This is a genomic window from Lewinella sp. IMCC34183, from assembly GCF_003390915.1.
Lineage (GTDB): Bacteria > Bacteroidota > Bacteroidia > Chitinophagales > Saprospiraceae > Neolewinella.
The window spans coordinates 433,365-447,669 of sequence record NZ_QMEM01000003.1 but is presented as its reverse complement, the minus strand read 5'-3'; the positions used below and the strand labels follow the sequence as shown (position 1 = coordinate 447,669).

9 protein-coding genes and 2 tRNA genes are annotated in these 14,305 nt (G+C 60.2%); 2 read left to right on the top strand and 9 right to left on the bottom strand.

Translation table 11 applies throughout. The features are described from left to right. The first annotated feature begins 95 nt into the window (after positions 1-95). On the top strand, positions 96-2,525 hold the full coding sequence (locus tag DQG19_RS09465) for a DUF3536 domain-containing protein (protein ID WP_116126011.1): 2,430 nt from the start codon (positions 96-98) through the stop codon (positions 2,523-2,525). A 79-nt stretch (positions 2,526-2,604) separates the two neighbouring features. After that, positions 2,605-3,405, top strand: a complete 801-nt coding sequence (locus DQG19_RS09460; protein ID WP_116126010.1) for a 3'-5' exonuclease — start codon at positions 2,605-2,607, stop codon at positions 3,403-3,405. 48 nt (positions 3,406-3,453) lie between these two features. On the opposite strand, the gene DQG19_RS09455 is transcribed toward DQG19_RS09460, so the two are convergent. The 9 genes from DQG19_RS09455 to DQG19_RS09410 form a co-directional block, all read right to left on the bottom strand. Continuing rightward, entirely contained in the window at positions 3,454-3,660 is a 207-nt protein-coding gene (locus tag DQG19_RS09455; RefSeq protein WP_116126009.1) for a hypothetical protein, read from the bottom strand. A 121-nt stretch (positions 3,661-3,781) separates the two neighbouring features. Further along, positions 3,782-3,854: transfer RNA gene (locus tag DQG19_RS09450), tRNA-Ile, on the bottom strand. A gap of 102 nt (positions 3,855-3,956) precedes the next feature. Continuing rightward, entirely contained in the window at positions 3,957-6,608 is a 2,652-nt protein-coding gene (locus DQG19_RS09445; RefSeq protein WP_157974418.1) for a carboxypeptidase regulatory-like domain-containing protein, read from the bottom strand. A 10-nt stretch (positions 6,609-6,618) separates the two neighbouring features. Continuing rightward, a complete protein-coding gene (locus DQG19_RS09440; RefSeq protein ID WP_157974417.1) occupies positions 6,619-7,425 on the bottom strand; it encodes a GLPGLI family protein in 807 nt (268 codons plus the stop codon). A gap of 631 nt (positions 7,426-8,056) precedes the next feature. Further along, on the bottom strand, positions 8,057-8,788 hold the full coding sequence (locus tag DQG19_RS21545; protein WP_116126005.1) for a ferredoxin--NADP reductase: 732 nt from the start codon (positions 8,786-8,788) through the stop codon (positions 8,057-8,059). Continuing rightward, positions 8,785-9,705 carry a GYDIA family GHMP kinase gene (locus DQG19_RS21195; RefSeq protein WP_116126004.1) on the bottom strand — a complete coding sequence of 307 codons (921 nt, stop codon included), beginning with the start codon at positions 9,703-9,705 and terminating at the stop codon, positions 8,785-8,787. The genes DQG19_RS21545 and DQG19_RS21195 overlap by 4 nt, the downstream gene beginning before the upstream one ends. 338 nt (positions 9,706-10,043) lie before the next feature. Next, complete coding sequence (gene rpsA / locus DQG19_RS09420) at positions 10,044-12,200, bottom strand: 30S ribosomal protein S1 (RefSeq protein WP_116126003.1); 2,157 nt, start codon at positions 12,198-12,200, stop codon at positions 10,044-10,046. 191 nt (positions 12,201-12,391) lie between these two features. Further along, positions 12,392-12,462: transfer RNA gene (locus DQG19_RS09415), tRNA-Cys, on the bottom strand. Between the two features lie 60 nt (positions 12,463-12,522). Further along, positions 12,523-14,283 carry a gliding motility-associated C-terminal domain-containing protein gene (locus DQG19_RS09410; protein ID WP_157974415.1) on the bottom strand — a complete coding sequence of 587 codons (1,761 nt, stop codon included), beginning with the start codon at positions 14,281-14,283 and terminating at the stop codon, positions 12,523-12,525. Positions 14,284-14,305: the final 22 nt, after the last annotated feature.

The following is a 14,305-nucleotide window of genomic DNA, read 5'->3' as shown; positions in this document are numbered from 1 at the left end:
CCGGCGCTCAGGTTCGGCGTTTATGGGCGCTACGGATCGGCTTTTCGGGCATTTCCGTATGCCGCAGCCGGCGTATTCCGCGGTACCTTTGCGGTATGAGTTCGCGACCCCACAAGTATATCTGCATCCACGGCCACTTCTACCAGCCGCCGCGCGAGAATGCCTGGCTGGAAACCATTGAAATCCAGGACAGTGCGGCCCCCTACCACGACTGGAACGAGCGCATCAACGAGGAGTGTTACGCCCCCAACGCTACCGCCCGCGTCCTGAACGACGTACAGCACATCCGGGCCATCCGTAACAACTACGCCCGCATTAGCTGGAACATGGGACCGACGCTGCTTTCGTGGCTGGAGGCCCACGACCCCGCTACCTACCGCCGAATCCAGGAGGCCGATGTGGAGAGCCGCCGGATGTTCAGCGGGCACGGCTCCGCGGTGGCGCAGAGCTATAACCACATCATCATGCCCCTGGCCAATGCCCGTGACCGGCAGACGCAGATCCGGTGGGGCATCGCCGATTTCGAGCACCGCTTCGGCCGCCGGCCGGAAGGCATGTGGCTGGCCGAAACGGCTATCAGCACCGAATGCCTCGAAGACCTGGTGGATAACGGTATCGTATACACCATTCTCGCGCCACGGCAGTGCCGGGCGGTGCGGGCGGGCGCCGATGAACAGTGGCACGAGGTCAACGGCGGGGTGGACCCCCGGCGCCCGTACCGCTGCGTGCTGCCCAGCGGGCGGAGCATAGTCCTGTTTTTCTACGACGGAAACGTCGCTAAGGCCGTAGCCTTCGAGGGCCTGCTCAACGACGGGCGTTACCTCGCCAATAAGCTCATGAATAGCCTCGACGGCGACGGGGAGGTCCAGCTGGCCCACATCGCCACCGACGGCGAGAGCTACGGCCACCACCACGCGAAGGGAGAGATGGCCCTGGCGGCCTGCCTGGAGGAGATCGAGAAAAACCCGGATTTCCAACTCACCAACTACGGCGAGTTCCTCGAGCTTCACCCCCCGACCTGGGAGGCCCAGATTCACGAGAACAGCTCCTGGTCGTGCGTACACGGCGTGGAGCGCTGGCGCAGCGACTGCGGCTGCGAAACCGGGGGCGGGCCGGGCTGGCACCAGCGCTGGCGGGCACCCCTGCGAGCCGCGCTCGACGAGGTACGCGATCGATTGATTAAGGTCTTCGAAAAGGAGGGGCGGCAGCTCTTCACGGACTGCTGGAAAGCCCGTGACGCCTACATCGAACTGGTGCTCAACCGGTCCCCCCAGGCGGCGGACGCGTTTCTGGCCCACTGGGCCCGTGCGCGCGAAGTGAAACCCCGCCAGCGGGTGCGTATGCTGCGGTTGCTGGAAATGCAGCGACACGCTATGCTTATGTACACGAGTTGCGCCTGGTTCTTCAATGAGGTGACCGGTATCGAAACCCTGCAGGTACTCCAGTACGCCAACCGGGCCCTGCACCTGTGCGAGGTGCTCACGGGGAAAAACTACCACCCCGAATTCATCGCCCGCCTCGAGTCGATCGAGAGCAACGTGCTCCCCAACGCCGCTGTGGCCTACCGGGAATCCGTGGTTCCCGCCCGGGTCGGCCTGCTACGGGTGGGCATGCACTTTGCGGCCGCCAGCCTCTTCGAGGAGGAACTCGCCCAGCTCAAACTCTTCAACTACCGCAGCCAGCTGCATACCCTCAAGCAGCTGCGGGCGGGCACCTTCCGCCTGTCCATCGGCCGGATGAGCATCCTGTCCAACATCACCTCCAGCCACTCCGACTTCAGCTTCGCCGTGCTCTACCTGGGGCAGCAGGCCATGATCGGGGAAATCAGTCAGGACATGGACGTGCGCGACTTCGAGGCCCTGCTGCCCGAGCTCGAGCGACACTTCCGCATCGGCCACGTCAGTGAGGTCATCAACCTGATGAAGGACAACTTCAGCGGGCAGACCTTCTCTATCTGGCACCTCTTCCGCGACGAGAAGCGGAAGATCCTGCTCGAAATGACCGACCGGACCCTGGAAGTCGCGGCCTCCAGCTTCTCGGACGTGTACTACGACAACTACCAGTTGATGAGCACCATGCGCGCCAACGACCTGCCATTACCCGACAGCTACGTCGCGGCGGTCAACTTTACCATGCACCGGCGGCTCCTCGAACTCCTGACCGGCGACAGCCGTCCCGACCCCGCCCGCCTGCAACGTATCGTCACCGACCACCTGCACTGGGCCCACACCTGGAAGACGACCGCCAAACTCGAGAACGCGGCCGAGCAGCGCGTACTGTACCTCGTGCAGCAGGCCTTCCGGCAGCCCACGCTCTGGGCCTGGACGGAATCCCTGGTGCAGGCCCTGCAGACCGTTAACCTGACTCCGAACTACTATCGGGCACAGACCGCCTTCGTGGAGGGTTGGTCGGAAGAGTACGCCAGTGGCCTGAGTCCCGCCCAACTCCGCGCGGGCCTTTCGCTGGCCCGACAGCTGGAGCTGCAGCTCGGATTCGCGGAGCAGACGGCCCCCGTCCTCCAGTAATCTTCGGGAATGCCCCGCTGATCATCCCCGTACGCTGCCTACCTTGGCCTTTCCTACCGCGACAAATACCGCTCCACTCATGACCCTGCCCAACGACTTGATCTTCTTCGACCTGGAGGCCACCGGCCTTAACCTTACCCGCGATCGCATCGTACAGATCGCAATGATCAAGCTGTTCGCCGACGGTCGCCCCTCCGAGGAGCTCGAGCTGAAGATCAATCCCACCGTTCCCGTCAGCGCGGAGGCGGCGGCCATTCACGGGCTGACCAACGCCGACCTGCAGGATGCCCCCGTTTTCGCAGATGTCGCCCAGCGACTCTACGACTTCATCGGCGACGCCGACCTGGGCGGCTACAACAGCAACCGCTACGACGTGCCGCTGCTCCAGGAAGAGTTTTACCGCGCCGGCCTGTACCTCGATACCGCCTCCCGCCGCCTCATCGACGCCCAGCACATCTTTTACCAGATGGAGCCCCGTACCCTCGCCGCGGCCCTCAAGTTTTACGCCGGTAAGGAAATGGTGGACGCCCACGATGCCCTCGCCGACGTCCGCGCTACGGTCGACGTGTTCCAGGGCCAGCTGAAGCACTACGCCGGCGCCACCTTCACCAAGGAGGACGGGACGGTCATCGAGCCCTTCGCCGACATCGACTCCATCGCCGAATTTTGCCGCGACGACCGCTACCTAGATGCCACCCGCCGCATCAAGCGGGGCCCGGATGGCGTACCCGTCTTCAATTTCGGTAAGCACGCCGGCAAGGCCGTGGCCGACGTGTTCGCCCGCGAACCCAGCTACCTGAAGTGGATCCTCGACAAGGACTTTACCACCGAAGTCAAGGCTCTGGTGCAGGCCATAGACGAAGAACGGCGCAAGCGGTAATGTACCGTGCGCCGTTCCTCGATTCCCGCTGGGGGAAGTAGGGGATAGTTACTTGTCCTTGTCGAATCCGGAGCCGTGGCCGTAGCCGCCCTTGCTCTTGTCCACGTTCTTCAGGTCGTCATCGTCTTGGTCGGCAACGTCCTTCTTGGGCGTGGCCGACGGGGATTTCTTGTCTTTCTTGTCGTCTTCGGGCACGGGAAGCTCGGTCTTCGCGTCGAAGATCCGGTACCGTGTGGTCTGCTGGTTGAAGCGCATGGTCGTAGGGTTTGGTTACCTGGTCTAACCTTGCCCAGAAAGCCGGTGTTCGATGGTGTGCGTACGGTAGTCGGGTAGTGCGCGCGCACTACCCGAGTACAGAACTACCGTACTAAAAAAGTGGGCCCAGTAGGATTTGAACCTACGACCAACGGATTATGAGTCCGCTGCTCTAACCGCTGAGCTATGGGCCCGGATCAGCCGCGAAGGTAAGGGGGAAGTTAGGCAGGCAAAAAATTCGGCAGAGATTATTTCGTATCTGTCTGTAGACGCTCGCGCCATCGGCATCCATTTGCTCAGAATGCGTAGTTCACCGTCCCGACCACAAAGGCTGGAAAAACCATAAAGGTGCTTTCCTGGTAGAAAAGTTCCGTTTGCTCGAACGAACGTACCTGCCTGCCTCCGAGGGGTGCCGCAGCGGTAAGCCCCAGCCTCCACGGGGACTTCGGAAACTGGTAGTCGGCCGTCAGTCGGACTGCGGCGTAGCGCGTTGGCGAAGCGCTAAAGTCGAAAAGGGATAATTCCGCAGCGGGCCGCAGGGAAAAGTTGCCCCAGCGAGCGGTGTACTGCGCCTCTGTGGTTAGGGTGTATATCTCGTTGCGAATGGTACCGCCCCGCAGGAGTTGCCGTGTCAGTTGGCTACTTAACTTTACGCTACCGGTGTTCCCAGTTTGAACTTTGACCTCCGGTCGGACCAGCAAGATATTACGGGTAGTAGGGGCTCGTTCTCCACCGACCAGAAAGGTGTAGTCATCCGTAATAATCCACCGGGTATCGAGCTTCCAGGTGGTAGTGGCGAAGCCCCGCGTGAAGTAGAGGTGAACCTGCGTATTGCGTACCGAACTACGGCGTTGCGTGTAGCTGACTTCGCGATTGTTGCCCGTGACGCGTAGAATACTGTTTATCGGGGACGCAGCCGTTCGGGATCTATTAAGGTCGATCCCCCAGTAAAAGTCCTTGAGCGGATAGTCACGGTCGTACCCCAGTGAGAGGGTATGCACGGCGTAGGGCCGCAGGCTGAGGGATGCCGTTTGGACCGTAGTGAAGTTCAGAATTCGCCGGCCTGGGTAGAAAGCTTGTATCGGCAACGGCCTCAAGGAGGATTGGAACTCGAATTTTATGCGCCCGAAGCCCGAAAAGGTGCGTTCAGCCCTGGCCTGGGGAAGCAATTGGAACGTCTTAGCGTAAAGCTGGGTATCCCGTACTCCCCAGCCGTTTCGTACGATTGCGACACCGGTGTTTATCTTCCACCGGCCTGGCGTAGCGGTAAGCGTGAGTCGTAATGCCTGTTCGTCGCGAAGAAAGGTTCGCAACTCCGACCCGCTTTCGTCACCCCGCAAATGGAAAAGGTGGTTACTTCCTCCGATGCGTATCTGGCTATTGAGGTTCAGGCGCGGACCGAAGCGGTAGGTATACGTGTCCTTTAAGCGCCACGTGAAATTACGGTCTTGCAGGCCCTGTTGCAGTGAAAAAGTATCGGTCCCACCGGGCCAACCGAGCAAATTTTCGAGAAAGGGGCGATCGCTGAGTAGGCTCAGGGAATCATTGGTTATCCGGCGCTCGGCGCTGCCGCGTATGACGTGCACGTGACCAGCACTACTCCGTTTCACGTACTCCGCCGCGAACTCGAATCCCTGCTCTTGGTAATGCGTTTCACTCCGGGAATCCCGGTCGCCAAAGTTAGACCGGTAAATCTGCTGCGCGCCTTGCCGGGAAAAAACGCCGTGCAGGCGTGCACTGGCCAGTAGGGTTTGCTGCCCCTTCAGGTTTAGCTTCGCATCGGCCTGGAGCGCGTAGGCCGTCGCGCTCACCGCCCGGTCGATCCGTTCTTCCTCTACGATTCGTGTGTCCGGAGTCGGTTCGAAGCGGCTCAGGTTATTCGTAAGGGTCGCATATTTTTGATCGGAAACGATCCCGTGAAGGTGCAGGTCCAATCGCTTGGCTACCGTGAAGTCACTTCCGACGGCGGCAAAACTTCCCCGGCTCTGCCGGACATACGGGGGGCGTTCCAGTTGCCGGGCTAAATCGAAGATGGTAGTAAGATCGTCGTCGGTAATGCCCAGCGGGCCTCCCAGTAGCTGAGCCGTTTGTGCGAAACTCAGCAGCTCCTGATTGGTGTTATTCCCCCCGCCCAGCGCATACAGGTTGTACGCCCGGTTGTAGTTAAAGGCATCCAGGCGTAAGCTGTAGTAATCCGGTGGCCCTGCTCCTCCGGTGGCCTCACCAAAGTACACATTGCGCTTATCCTCCCGCAACAGGACATTCAACGCGATCTTGCGTTCTGCGTTAGGGTCCAGTTTGTATCCGAGGGGTTGGTAGTCTTCCAGGACTTCTATTCGTCCGACCGCGTCAGCGGGCAGCCCGGTCAACGCCAGGTTGGAATTTCCTCCGAAGAATGCCTTGTCCTCTACCAGCAACGTGGATACGGGCTCGCCCCGGTACGTGATGGAATTGTCATCGTTTACCTCCAGCCCGGGCATCCGGTCGATAAGCTCACCGAGTTTGCGCTCTCTGCCGGTGTAGAAGGCCCGGGCGTTGTAAACGACGGTATCCTCGCGGTACGAAATCGGAGGTAAAGTGTCCCGCACGACCACTTCGCTGAGCTGGTTATCCAGCGCTACTAAGGACACGGTCACGGTCGTATCGCCGGTCAATCCGGGAAGTGAGGTGCCGTAGTCCGCGTATCCAAGATAGAATACTTCAAGGCGAACGTCTCGCTTGGGGTCGAGTGACAGCGAAAACCGCCCGTGGGTATCGGTCTGCACGTGTGCGAAGCTTGCGGGGTTCCGTACATCAGTCACTACCACCATGGCGTATTCCAGGGGAATCTGGGAGCTTTCGTCGACGACCGTACCGCTCAGTCTGACGCTACCTTCGGCATCAATTTGACTGATAGCCCGGTTGGGCAGCAGGGTAACTAGCAGAACATACAGGTATAGTATACGCATGCAGCAGGACTCAATTATCCGACATCCGCCGCATTCTGGTTCCCGCCGCTTGATTAATTTCATCCTCCGTCATTACCTGCATCGGTTTTTGCAAAGCGGGGAGGGAAGGGTGCGCTACCTGCTCGATGTCAATCGACTCCGCTCGGTAGCCGGTGATGGCCCGCTCATCAAAATATAGCTCGAGAATCAGGCCGGGTAAGCCATCTATTCCTGCCGGACCGTAGGGGTAAGGTAGCTGCGGCGTAAACCAGGCTATGTACGATCGGGTAATTGGCTTACCGTTCGTGCCGGTGCCTTCCACATATTCCACCTTGGCCTCCCGGCAAGTGTATTTACCGACCTGTTTGCTTCTGCCGGTAAGTTGCCAGGTGAATTTATCGTACGGTGTGGTCACGTGTACGACGCCTCCTGACTGGCCGAACTTGATTTCGTACAGTCGCTCTTTTTCGGTCACGTTGACGTAATGAATTCTATTACCTCCGGCCCTCATCTTTACCATCATGTAAGGGCCGGCAGCATCCTCCGAGGCCGCCATCGCATCTTCCACGATCTGCCATACGGCCTCCGTAGGGGTAAAAAGGAGCTCGAAAGTCAACTGGCGAATAATCTGTTCGGAACGTTGAAGATTTGCGCCAACCATGGCGAAATCAGCGGGATTTTTGTCCTGCAGTTGCCTGAAAATACTATCCATCATGGCCGTATCGCTGTGCCAACGGTAGATGACGGTTCCCTCGATACCGTGGTTAGTCTGACCTGAAGAAGAACTGCTAAATAGACAAAGCTGAAGTAAGATTAAATAGTGGGGTAGGTGTTTCATGTGCATTTCTATTTAAAAATGCAGGTCGATCCTGAACCACAGAATCGACCTGCAGACGTTGTGACCTACTGTTGGGGCGTACCCCCCGGGCCTGCCTCGCAAAGTGCATACTGTGTCTGGAAGGCTTGGAAAAATTCAAGGTGAGTCATCGGAGGGTTTCCTGTCATCTGTTCTGGCTGCTCCGCTTTGGCAATGGCATAACCACCACAGTATTCAGAATCTTCCAAACTGTTGGGAGATGCATCTTCAATATACGTGAAATGGCGCGCTTTTTGGACCCAGTACAGCAAATCATACGATCTAACGGCTAGCCACTGCGTTATCTGGCTGGGCGGATGCGCGAGCCTATGGTTCATTAGTTGAAGGAACTAGGTCCGCTTGACGATAAGTCAGGCTTCGAACGTGGATCGCCGCAACACAGATTTTGGATCGGGGGATTACCGGTCACCTTCGTCCCCCGTTGCAGGGATGCACGGAGCTTACTGAGCCCACTTTGGCAAGCCTTTGTATGCCCTGTCACATATGGATTTAATTTCCAGGGGGTACCCATACCAGTATCGGTCGTGCTCAAGGGATAAGCTATAGCGTGAACCGCGGGACACGTTAAAAACCCGTACCCAGGATACCTGAACTAGCCGTACAATTCCAGCACGATGGCTTGTTCGGCGTATCCCAGCCGCAAAAGCCGCTCCTTAGCCTCGTCCACCATCTGGCTCCAGCCGCAGAGGTAGAAACGCAGGTCGGGCCGGGGGGTGGGGTAGTCGCGCTCGTAGATTTGGTGTACGTAGCCCTCCACCGTCTCAAAGGTCATCTGCTCCGCCGGAAGTTCCCGGCTCAGCGCGGCGGTATACGTGAAGTTGGGAAATTCCTCGGCCAGCGCGGCCAGTTCTTCGCGGTACAGCAGGTCTTCGGGCCGCCGGCAGCCGAAGATGAGGTGGAAACGGCGCGTCTCGTGACCGAGCCGTTGCTGCAGCATGGCGCGGAAGGGGGCGATGCCCGTGCCGGTACACACCATCACTACGTCGAAATCCAGCGGGCGGTCGGGCAGGGTAAAGACACCGCCGGGATCTTTGGTGAGCAACTCGGTACCCACCTGCGTCTCCTCGAAGAGGTAGGTGCTGCCCTTCCCCCCCGGTAGGTGCACCACGCAGAGCTCCGCCTCGTTCGTCCCATCCGGTGCGGCGGCAATGGAGTAGCTCCGCCACCGTTCGCGCCGCCGCTCGCTGATCGGCAGATCGAGGGTAAGGAATTGCCCGGGGCGGAAGTCTAGTACTTCCCGGTCGGGCAGCGCCAGCCAGAAACTGCGCACCGTCGGGCTGCGTTGCTCGATCCGCTTGACGATGGCCGCTTTCCACTTACTCATAGTACCAGTTCGTTGTAGGGGATAACCGTTGCGTAGCCGCGGTCGTTGAAGTAGGTGCGTGACTTTTCCAGCGGCTGCTCGCTTATGGCCCATACGAAGTCGCCGCCCCACGCCCCCAGGCTCTTGACCGCGCCGTCGAAGTCGCCGAAGTGCTCCTCCTGTACCGGCGTCAGCCCCAGGTGGTCGGCCACCAGCCGCTCGAACTCCGTAGCGATCCGGGCGGCGGCGCGCAGGTGCGGTGCCTGCAGGAACAGGCGGGGGAGCTGGCTGGCCTCCCAGAGGGTCTCTTCGTCGATGTCCGAGCTCTGGTAGCGTTCGATGGCCTCCCGGCTGTTCTGCTTGCGGTTGCGGTACACGAAGCAGGTGGTTTGCAGCCAGTCCGGGTACCAGTCGATTTCGTTGACGTAGGGTGCGTGGCCGTCCCGGCGGTAGAGCAGGGGACCCTCCGCGTCCGCGCATGCCAGGTCGTACCCGCTGCCGCCGAAGGTAGCTTCCAGCAGGGCGTAGCGGTTGACTTCTAAAAAGTCGGCCAAAAAGGTCACGAGGGTCGAACTGCTCCCCAGGCCCCACTCCGGTGGGAAATCGAGCCGCGAAGTGATCTCCTTTCCGCGGAGGGCGTCGGTGGCTTCCGGCCGCAGCTGCTCCGCGGCGTGGAACAGTTGCTGCAGCCGGCTGCGTACGTCGGTCGGCTCCTGCGGGGCGTCGGCCCAGTCGTTTCCAGTGAACGTGAAGGTTTGCGGAGCGGTATCTCCGGCGTAGGTCATGTGCCAGACGAGCGCGTCCGTCCCGGCCGGCCCGACGGTAAACTGCTGCCCCCGCCGGGTAGGCACGGCCAGGGCCGTAGCCCCGTCGAGGACGAAGTATTCGCCGAGCAGCAGTAGCTTTCCGTGGTAGTGCGTGGAGACGTTGTCGGACATGGGCGGAGGTTTTGGCCGGATGGTGGCCCAAGGTACTTCGCGCGGCCGATGCATCACCGGTACGACGCTGCCTCCGGCAGCGCCAGTACAACGCTGCCTCCGGCAGCGCCAGTACAACGCTGCCTCCGGCAGCGCCAGTACAATGCTGCCTCCGGCAGCGCCAGCAAAATGCTGCCTCCGGCAGCGCAACCCGAAAATTACGAGCGTACCGCAAAGCACCAGAAAAGTGAATTCGCGGCCAACGGAGATGAAGCACCACAAAAAAGGCCCCTTCACCGGTCAGGTGAAGGGGCCTCGCGCGCGCCGCCCGTAGGCAACGCCGTGTAGCTGAACGCCGACTACTTCTCGTCGTCGTCGTTCTCGTTGTTGAGCTGTTCGCGCAGTTGCTCGAAGGCGGACAGGTCACCCAGGGTAGAGCGTTCGTTGCTGGAGTTGGTCTGCTTGACCGCCTTGCGGGTGAACTTCTCTTCCTCGCGGCGCTCGCGGACGACGGTATCCTTGGCCTCGCGGCGGATATCGTTGACGTAGCGGCTGTGGCTGACCATGAGCTTCTTCTGGTCGCGGTCGAACTCGATCACCTTGACGGTGAGGGTCTCGTCCACTTCGGCGATGCTGCCGTCCTCCTTGCGCATGAGCTTGATCGGAGCGTAGGCTTCCAGGCCGTAGGGCATCTGTACGATGGCGCCGCGGTCGTCCTTGCGGAGTACGGTGGCCTCGTGGTAGCTGCCTTCGGGGAAGACCGACTCGAAGCTGTCCCAGGGGTTTTCCTCGAGCTGCTTGTGTCCGAGCGACATCTTGCGGTTGTGCTCGTCGACTTCCAGTACGGTGACGTCGATGTCCTCACCAACCTTGGTGAATTCGCTCGGGTGGCCGAAGCGCTTGGTCCAGGACAGGTCGCTGATGTGGATCATGCCGCCGATGCCGTCGTTGAGCTCGACGAATACACCGTAGGGCGTGAGGTTCTTGACCTTACCCGTGTGCTTGGTACCCACGGAGAAGTTCTCGTAGATGTTGTCCCAGGGATCCTGCTGCATCTGCTTGATGGAGAGCGACATCTTCCGGTCGTCCCGGTCGATGGTCACCACCTTGGCGTTGCGGGTTTCCCCGACGGTGAAGTACTCGCGGGCGTTGATGGGCTGGTTGCTCCAGCTTACTTCGCTTACGTGTACCAGACCTTCTACGCCCGGCATGATTTCGAGGAATGCACCGTAGTCTTCGATGTTGACTACGCGGCCTTCGACGGTGCTGCCTTCGGTGATGTTGTCGTCCAGCACCTCCCAGGGGTGGGGCTGCAGTTGCTTGAGGCCGAGGCTGATCCGCTTCTTGTTCTCGTCGAAGTCGAGTACGGCCACGTTAACCTTCTCGTTGAGCTCCAGCACGTCGCTGGGGTGGTTGATGCGTCCCCAGCTGATGTCGGTGATGTAGAGGAGGCCGTCGACGCCACCCAGGTCGAGGAAGGCCCCGAAGTCGGTGATGTTCTTGACGATACCTTCCAGTACCTGACCGCGCTCGAGGCTGGCGATGATGGCTTCGCGCTGCTCGGCCAGGTCGCTCTCGATGAGGGCCTTGTGGGAAACGACGGCGTTCTTGATCGTCTCGTTGATCTTGACGACCTTGAATTCCATGGTCTTGCCTACGTAGGCATCGTAGTCCACGATCGGCTTGATGTCGATCTGCGAACCGGGCAGGAAGGTCTCCAGGCCGCCGCAGTCGGCGATGAGGCCGCCCTTGGTCTTGCTGATTACCTTACCGTTGATGACGGTGCCGTTGGCGTAGGAGTCGCGGATACGGTCCCAGGCGCGCAACAGCTTGGCCTTGCGGCGGCTGAGCACGAGTTGTCCGCGCTCGTCTTCCTGCTGCTCTACGTACACTTCGACGGTGCTGCCTACTTCGACGTCCTGGTCACGGAACTCGGAGAGGGGGAGCAGGCCGTCGCTCTTGTAGTTGAGGTCGAGGATCACGTCGCCGTCGATGATGGCCGACACCTTGGCCGACATGATCTCGGCTTCCTGGATGTTGGTCATGGAGGCTTCGTACTCCTTTTCCATGGCCTCGCGCTCCTCCTGCGAGTAGCGGTTGTCGATCTTGGCGATGGCGTCCCAGGCGAAGGCATCGTGTGCGGCGCCGGTGGCACCGCTCTGGTCGGCTTCGTCGATCTCGACGGCCTCTTCCTTCACCTCTTCGGTGAGGGCCACGGATACGCGGCTGGATTCCTTGCGGATCACTTTGGCTCCGCTGCGGTCGTCATCGTCGTCTGAATCGTCGTCGTCAAGACTCTCCTCGGCATCTTCGTTGGCCTTGGCTACGTTGCCGTCGCTCGCGTCGGCACCGGGATTGATCTTGGACTGGGTGGCCGTGATCTCAGGGGTGGGATTCTCCTCGGTGGGAGCGGCCTGGTCTTCTACGGATTGTTGTGCCTCCGGCGTAATATTATCAGTGGAGGTCTCTTCGGTGGTCCCGTCTTGTTGCGGGTCCTTATCATCGTCTACTTGCATGACGTGAAAGGTTTAACTAGGTGAAAACGTATGGCCGCTTCGGGGGCAGCCTTACCCCTCCCCGCCCGGATCGGGCTAAGGGAGCGCAAAGATACGGAGTTTCCGGGACATGCTGAGGCAAATCCCGGGCAACTTCTACCGTCACCCTGCATAAAAAAAACCGCGCGGGCCGGGCCCGTCGCGGTTTAGTGAGGTTGGGAGCGGATTCGAACCGCCGTACAAGGTTTTGCAGACCTTTGCCTAGCCACTCGGCCACCCAACCATCGGGGGGCAAAAGTAGGTCGCTACGCGGGGTAGCACCAAACTTTGGCTTGCCTTTCTTTTAGTAAAGTACGTTGACAACGCCGCTATACTCCACTAAGTTTCCCTGGGTGGAGGTAAAGGTTATGACGTACACGTAGGCACCCGCGGGCGCCAGCCTTCCGTTTAGCCGCCCGTCCCAACCCGCCACGGGATCCTCGGTGGTGAACTGCAGTCCGCCCCACCGGTCAAAAACCTGCAGGCGGTAGTTCCTGATGCCCGCCGCGACGGTGAAGATGGGCCGGAAGACCCGGTTCTCGTCGCGGGTGGCACTGGGACTGAAGGCGTTTGGGATGTAGACGCCGGTCTCCTCGGCTACGCAGGCCACGTTGGAGAGAAAGGAATACGACTCGGCGGAGCCCTCGGGTTGAAAGATGGCCTCCACCCGGTAACAGCGCACGCTGCCGGCGTTGGGGTCGTCGTCGAGGTAGGTCAACGTATCCAGGTTGCCGGCCAGCAACTCCAGGGTGCTATCCGCCGTCACGCGGTAGAGATTGTAGGTAAGGGTGCCGGGAAGGCCATTCTCTAGCGGGGTCCATTGCACCTGCGCTCCGCCGCCCGATGCATCCGCGAAAAGAAAGACCGGACTGACGTAATTGCTGAAGGCGTTCCGTTCGCAGCCGTCGGTCAGTACGAAGCGAAAGGAATCTCCGGGCACGACGGGCGGGGCACCGAGGGAAGTTAGTTCGTTCAGCGATAGAAAACCAACGAGCTCGTCGACGTAAACCACCGTGTCCCCTCCGCTCACCTGCTCCAGATCGGCCGTATAAGCGACGGGGGGTGGGGAGGAATACGCGTACGCGAAGTAGAGTAGCCCGTCATCCTGTACCTCCACGCCGTACAGCGAGAAGTCGCGCACGGGCTGCTCGATGTCCACCGTTTGGCAATAGGTAAGGGTACGTTGCCGGATATCCAGCCCGGGATATTCCATTTCAAAGTAGAAGCAGATACTGTCGCCGTCATTTGCGGCGGAATAGGTGTAGCCATTTACGATGGAATCGACGGTTGACGCCTCCGTCCAGGTATCGGATAGAACGTAATCCCCCCCGTTGGTCGATGCGTACAGCGACAGGACCTCACCGGAATCGGGAACAAACAACGTGATGGTGGTGAGGATGCCTTCAAGGGGTATTAGGGTAATGTCGGATTCGCAACCGGACCCCCCGGAGCCGATTAAATCCACGGCCGAGAGGATATCACTCTGCGGGCTGTCGTTGTCGCAGGCGTCCAGGGCGGCCACCCGGTAGCTGCGCCGGGTCAGTTCCGCTTCCGGGACCCCGGTCACCGTATATACCGTGTCGAGCCCCACCGTATCCAGGGGGACCACGGCGGTATCCGTTACTTCAAGAATTACGTAGCGGTTAACCTCCGGGGAGGGTGAGGGGCGCCAGTGTACTTCGAGGTTGCCGTCGACGACACTCACGAACCTGAGGTCGGGGGATACTGGAATAAAGCTGTCGAGGGTATCGCTGGTCAGTACGGCCTCCCCCGGGCAATCGTAGGCGTACTGCAGGTAGTAAAACAACTGGCTTCCGTTGGGATTCGGGTCGCGGTATTCGGTGGCGGCGGGATCGGTCAGGGTGGTCAGCAGCGTGTATGGACCGGCAGCGGACTCCGCCCGATATACCTCGGTACCCTGGAAGGTGCCGCAATCGTTGGCGACGTTTGACCAGGTCAGCACCTCGTCGCCCGCCTCGGAGCGGGTGCAGAGGAAGTCGGGAGCGGCCACCTGGGCGGGCAGGGCCGCGGCCAGCAGCAATAGGGGAAGAAGGAAAAGGCGCAAGCGAAAGGATTCAGTTGTTCAT

Excerpts from the sequence above, each read along its gene's own strand:
- DQG19_RS09460 (WP_116126010.1), top strand. The coding sequence starts at position 2,605 with ATGACCCTGCCCAACGACTTGATCTTCTTCGACCTGGAGGCCACCGGC.
- rpsA (WP_116126003.1), bottom strand. The coding sequence starts at position 12,200 with ATGCAAGTAGACGATGATAAGGACCCGCAACAAGACGGGACCACCGAA.
- DQG19_RS09455 (WP_116126009.1), bottom strand. The coding sequence starts at position 3,660 with ATGCGCTTCAACCAGCAGACCACACGGTACCGGATCTTCGACGCGAAG.
- DQG19_RS09440 (WP_157974417.1), bottom strand. The coding sequence starts at position 7,425 with ATGAAACACCTACCCCACTATTTAATCTTACTTCAGCTTTGTCTATTT.
- DQG19_RS21195 (WP_116126004.1), bottom strand. The coding sequence starts at position 9,705 with ATGTCCGACAACGTCTCCACGCACTACCACGGAAAGCTACTGCTGCTC.
- DQG19_RS09445 (WP_157974418.1), bottom strand. The coding sequence starts at position 6,608 with ATGCGTATACTATACCTGTATGTTCTGCTAGTTACCCTGCTGCCCAAC.
- DQG19_RS09465 (WP_116126011.1), top strand. The coding sequence starts at position 96 with ATGAGTTCGCGACCCCACAAGTATATCTGCATCCACGGCCACTTCTAC.
- DQG19_RS21545 (WP_116126005.1), bottom strand. The coding sequence starts at position 8,788 with ATGAGTAAGTGGAAAGCGGCCATCGTCAAGCGGATCGAGCAACGCAGC.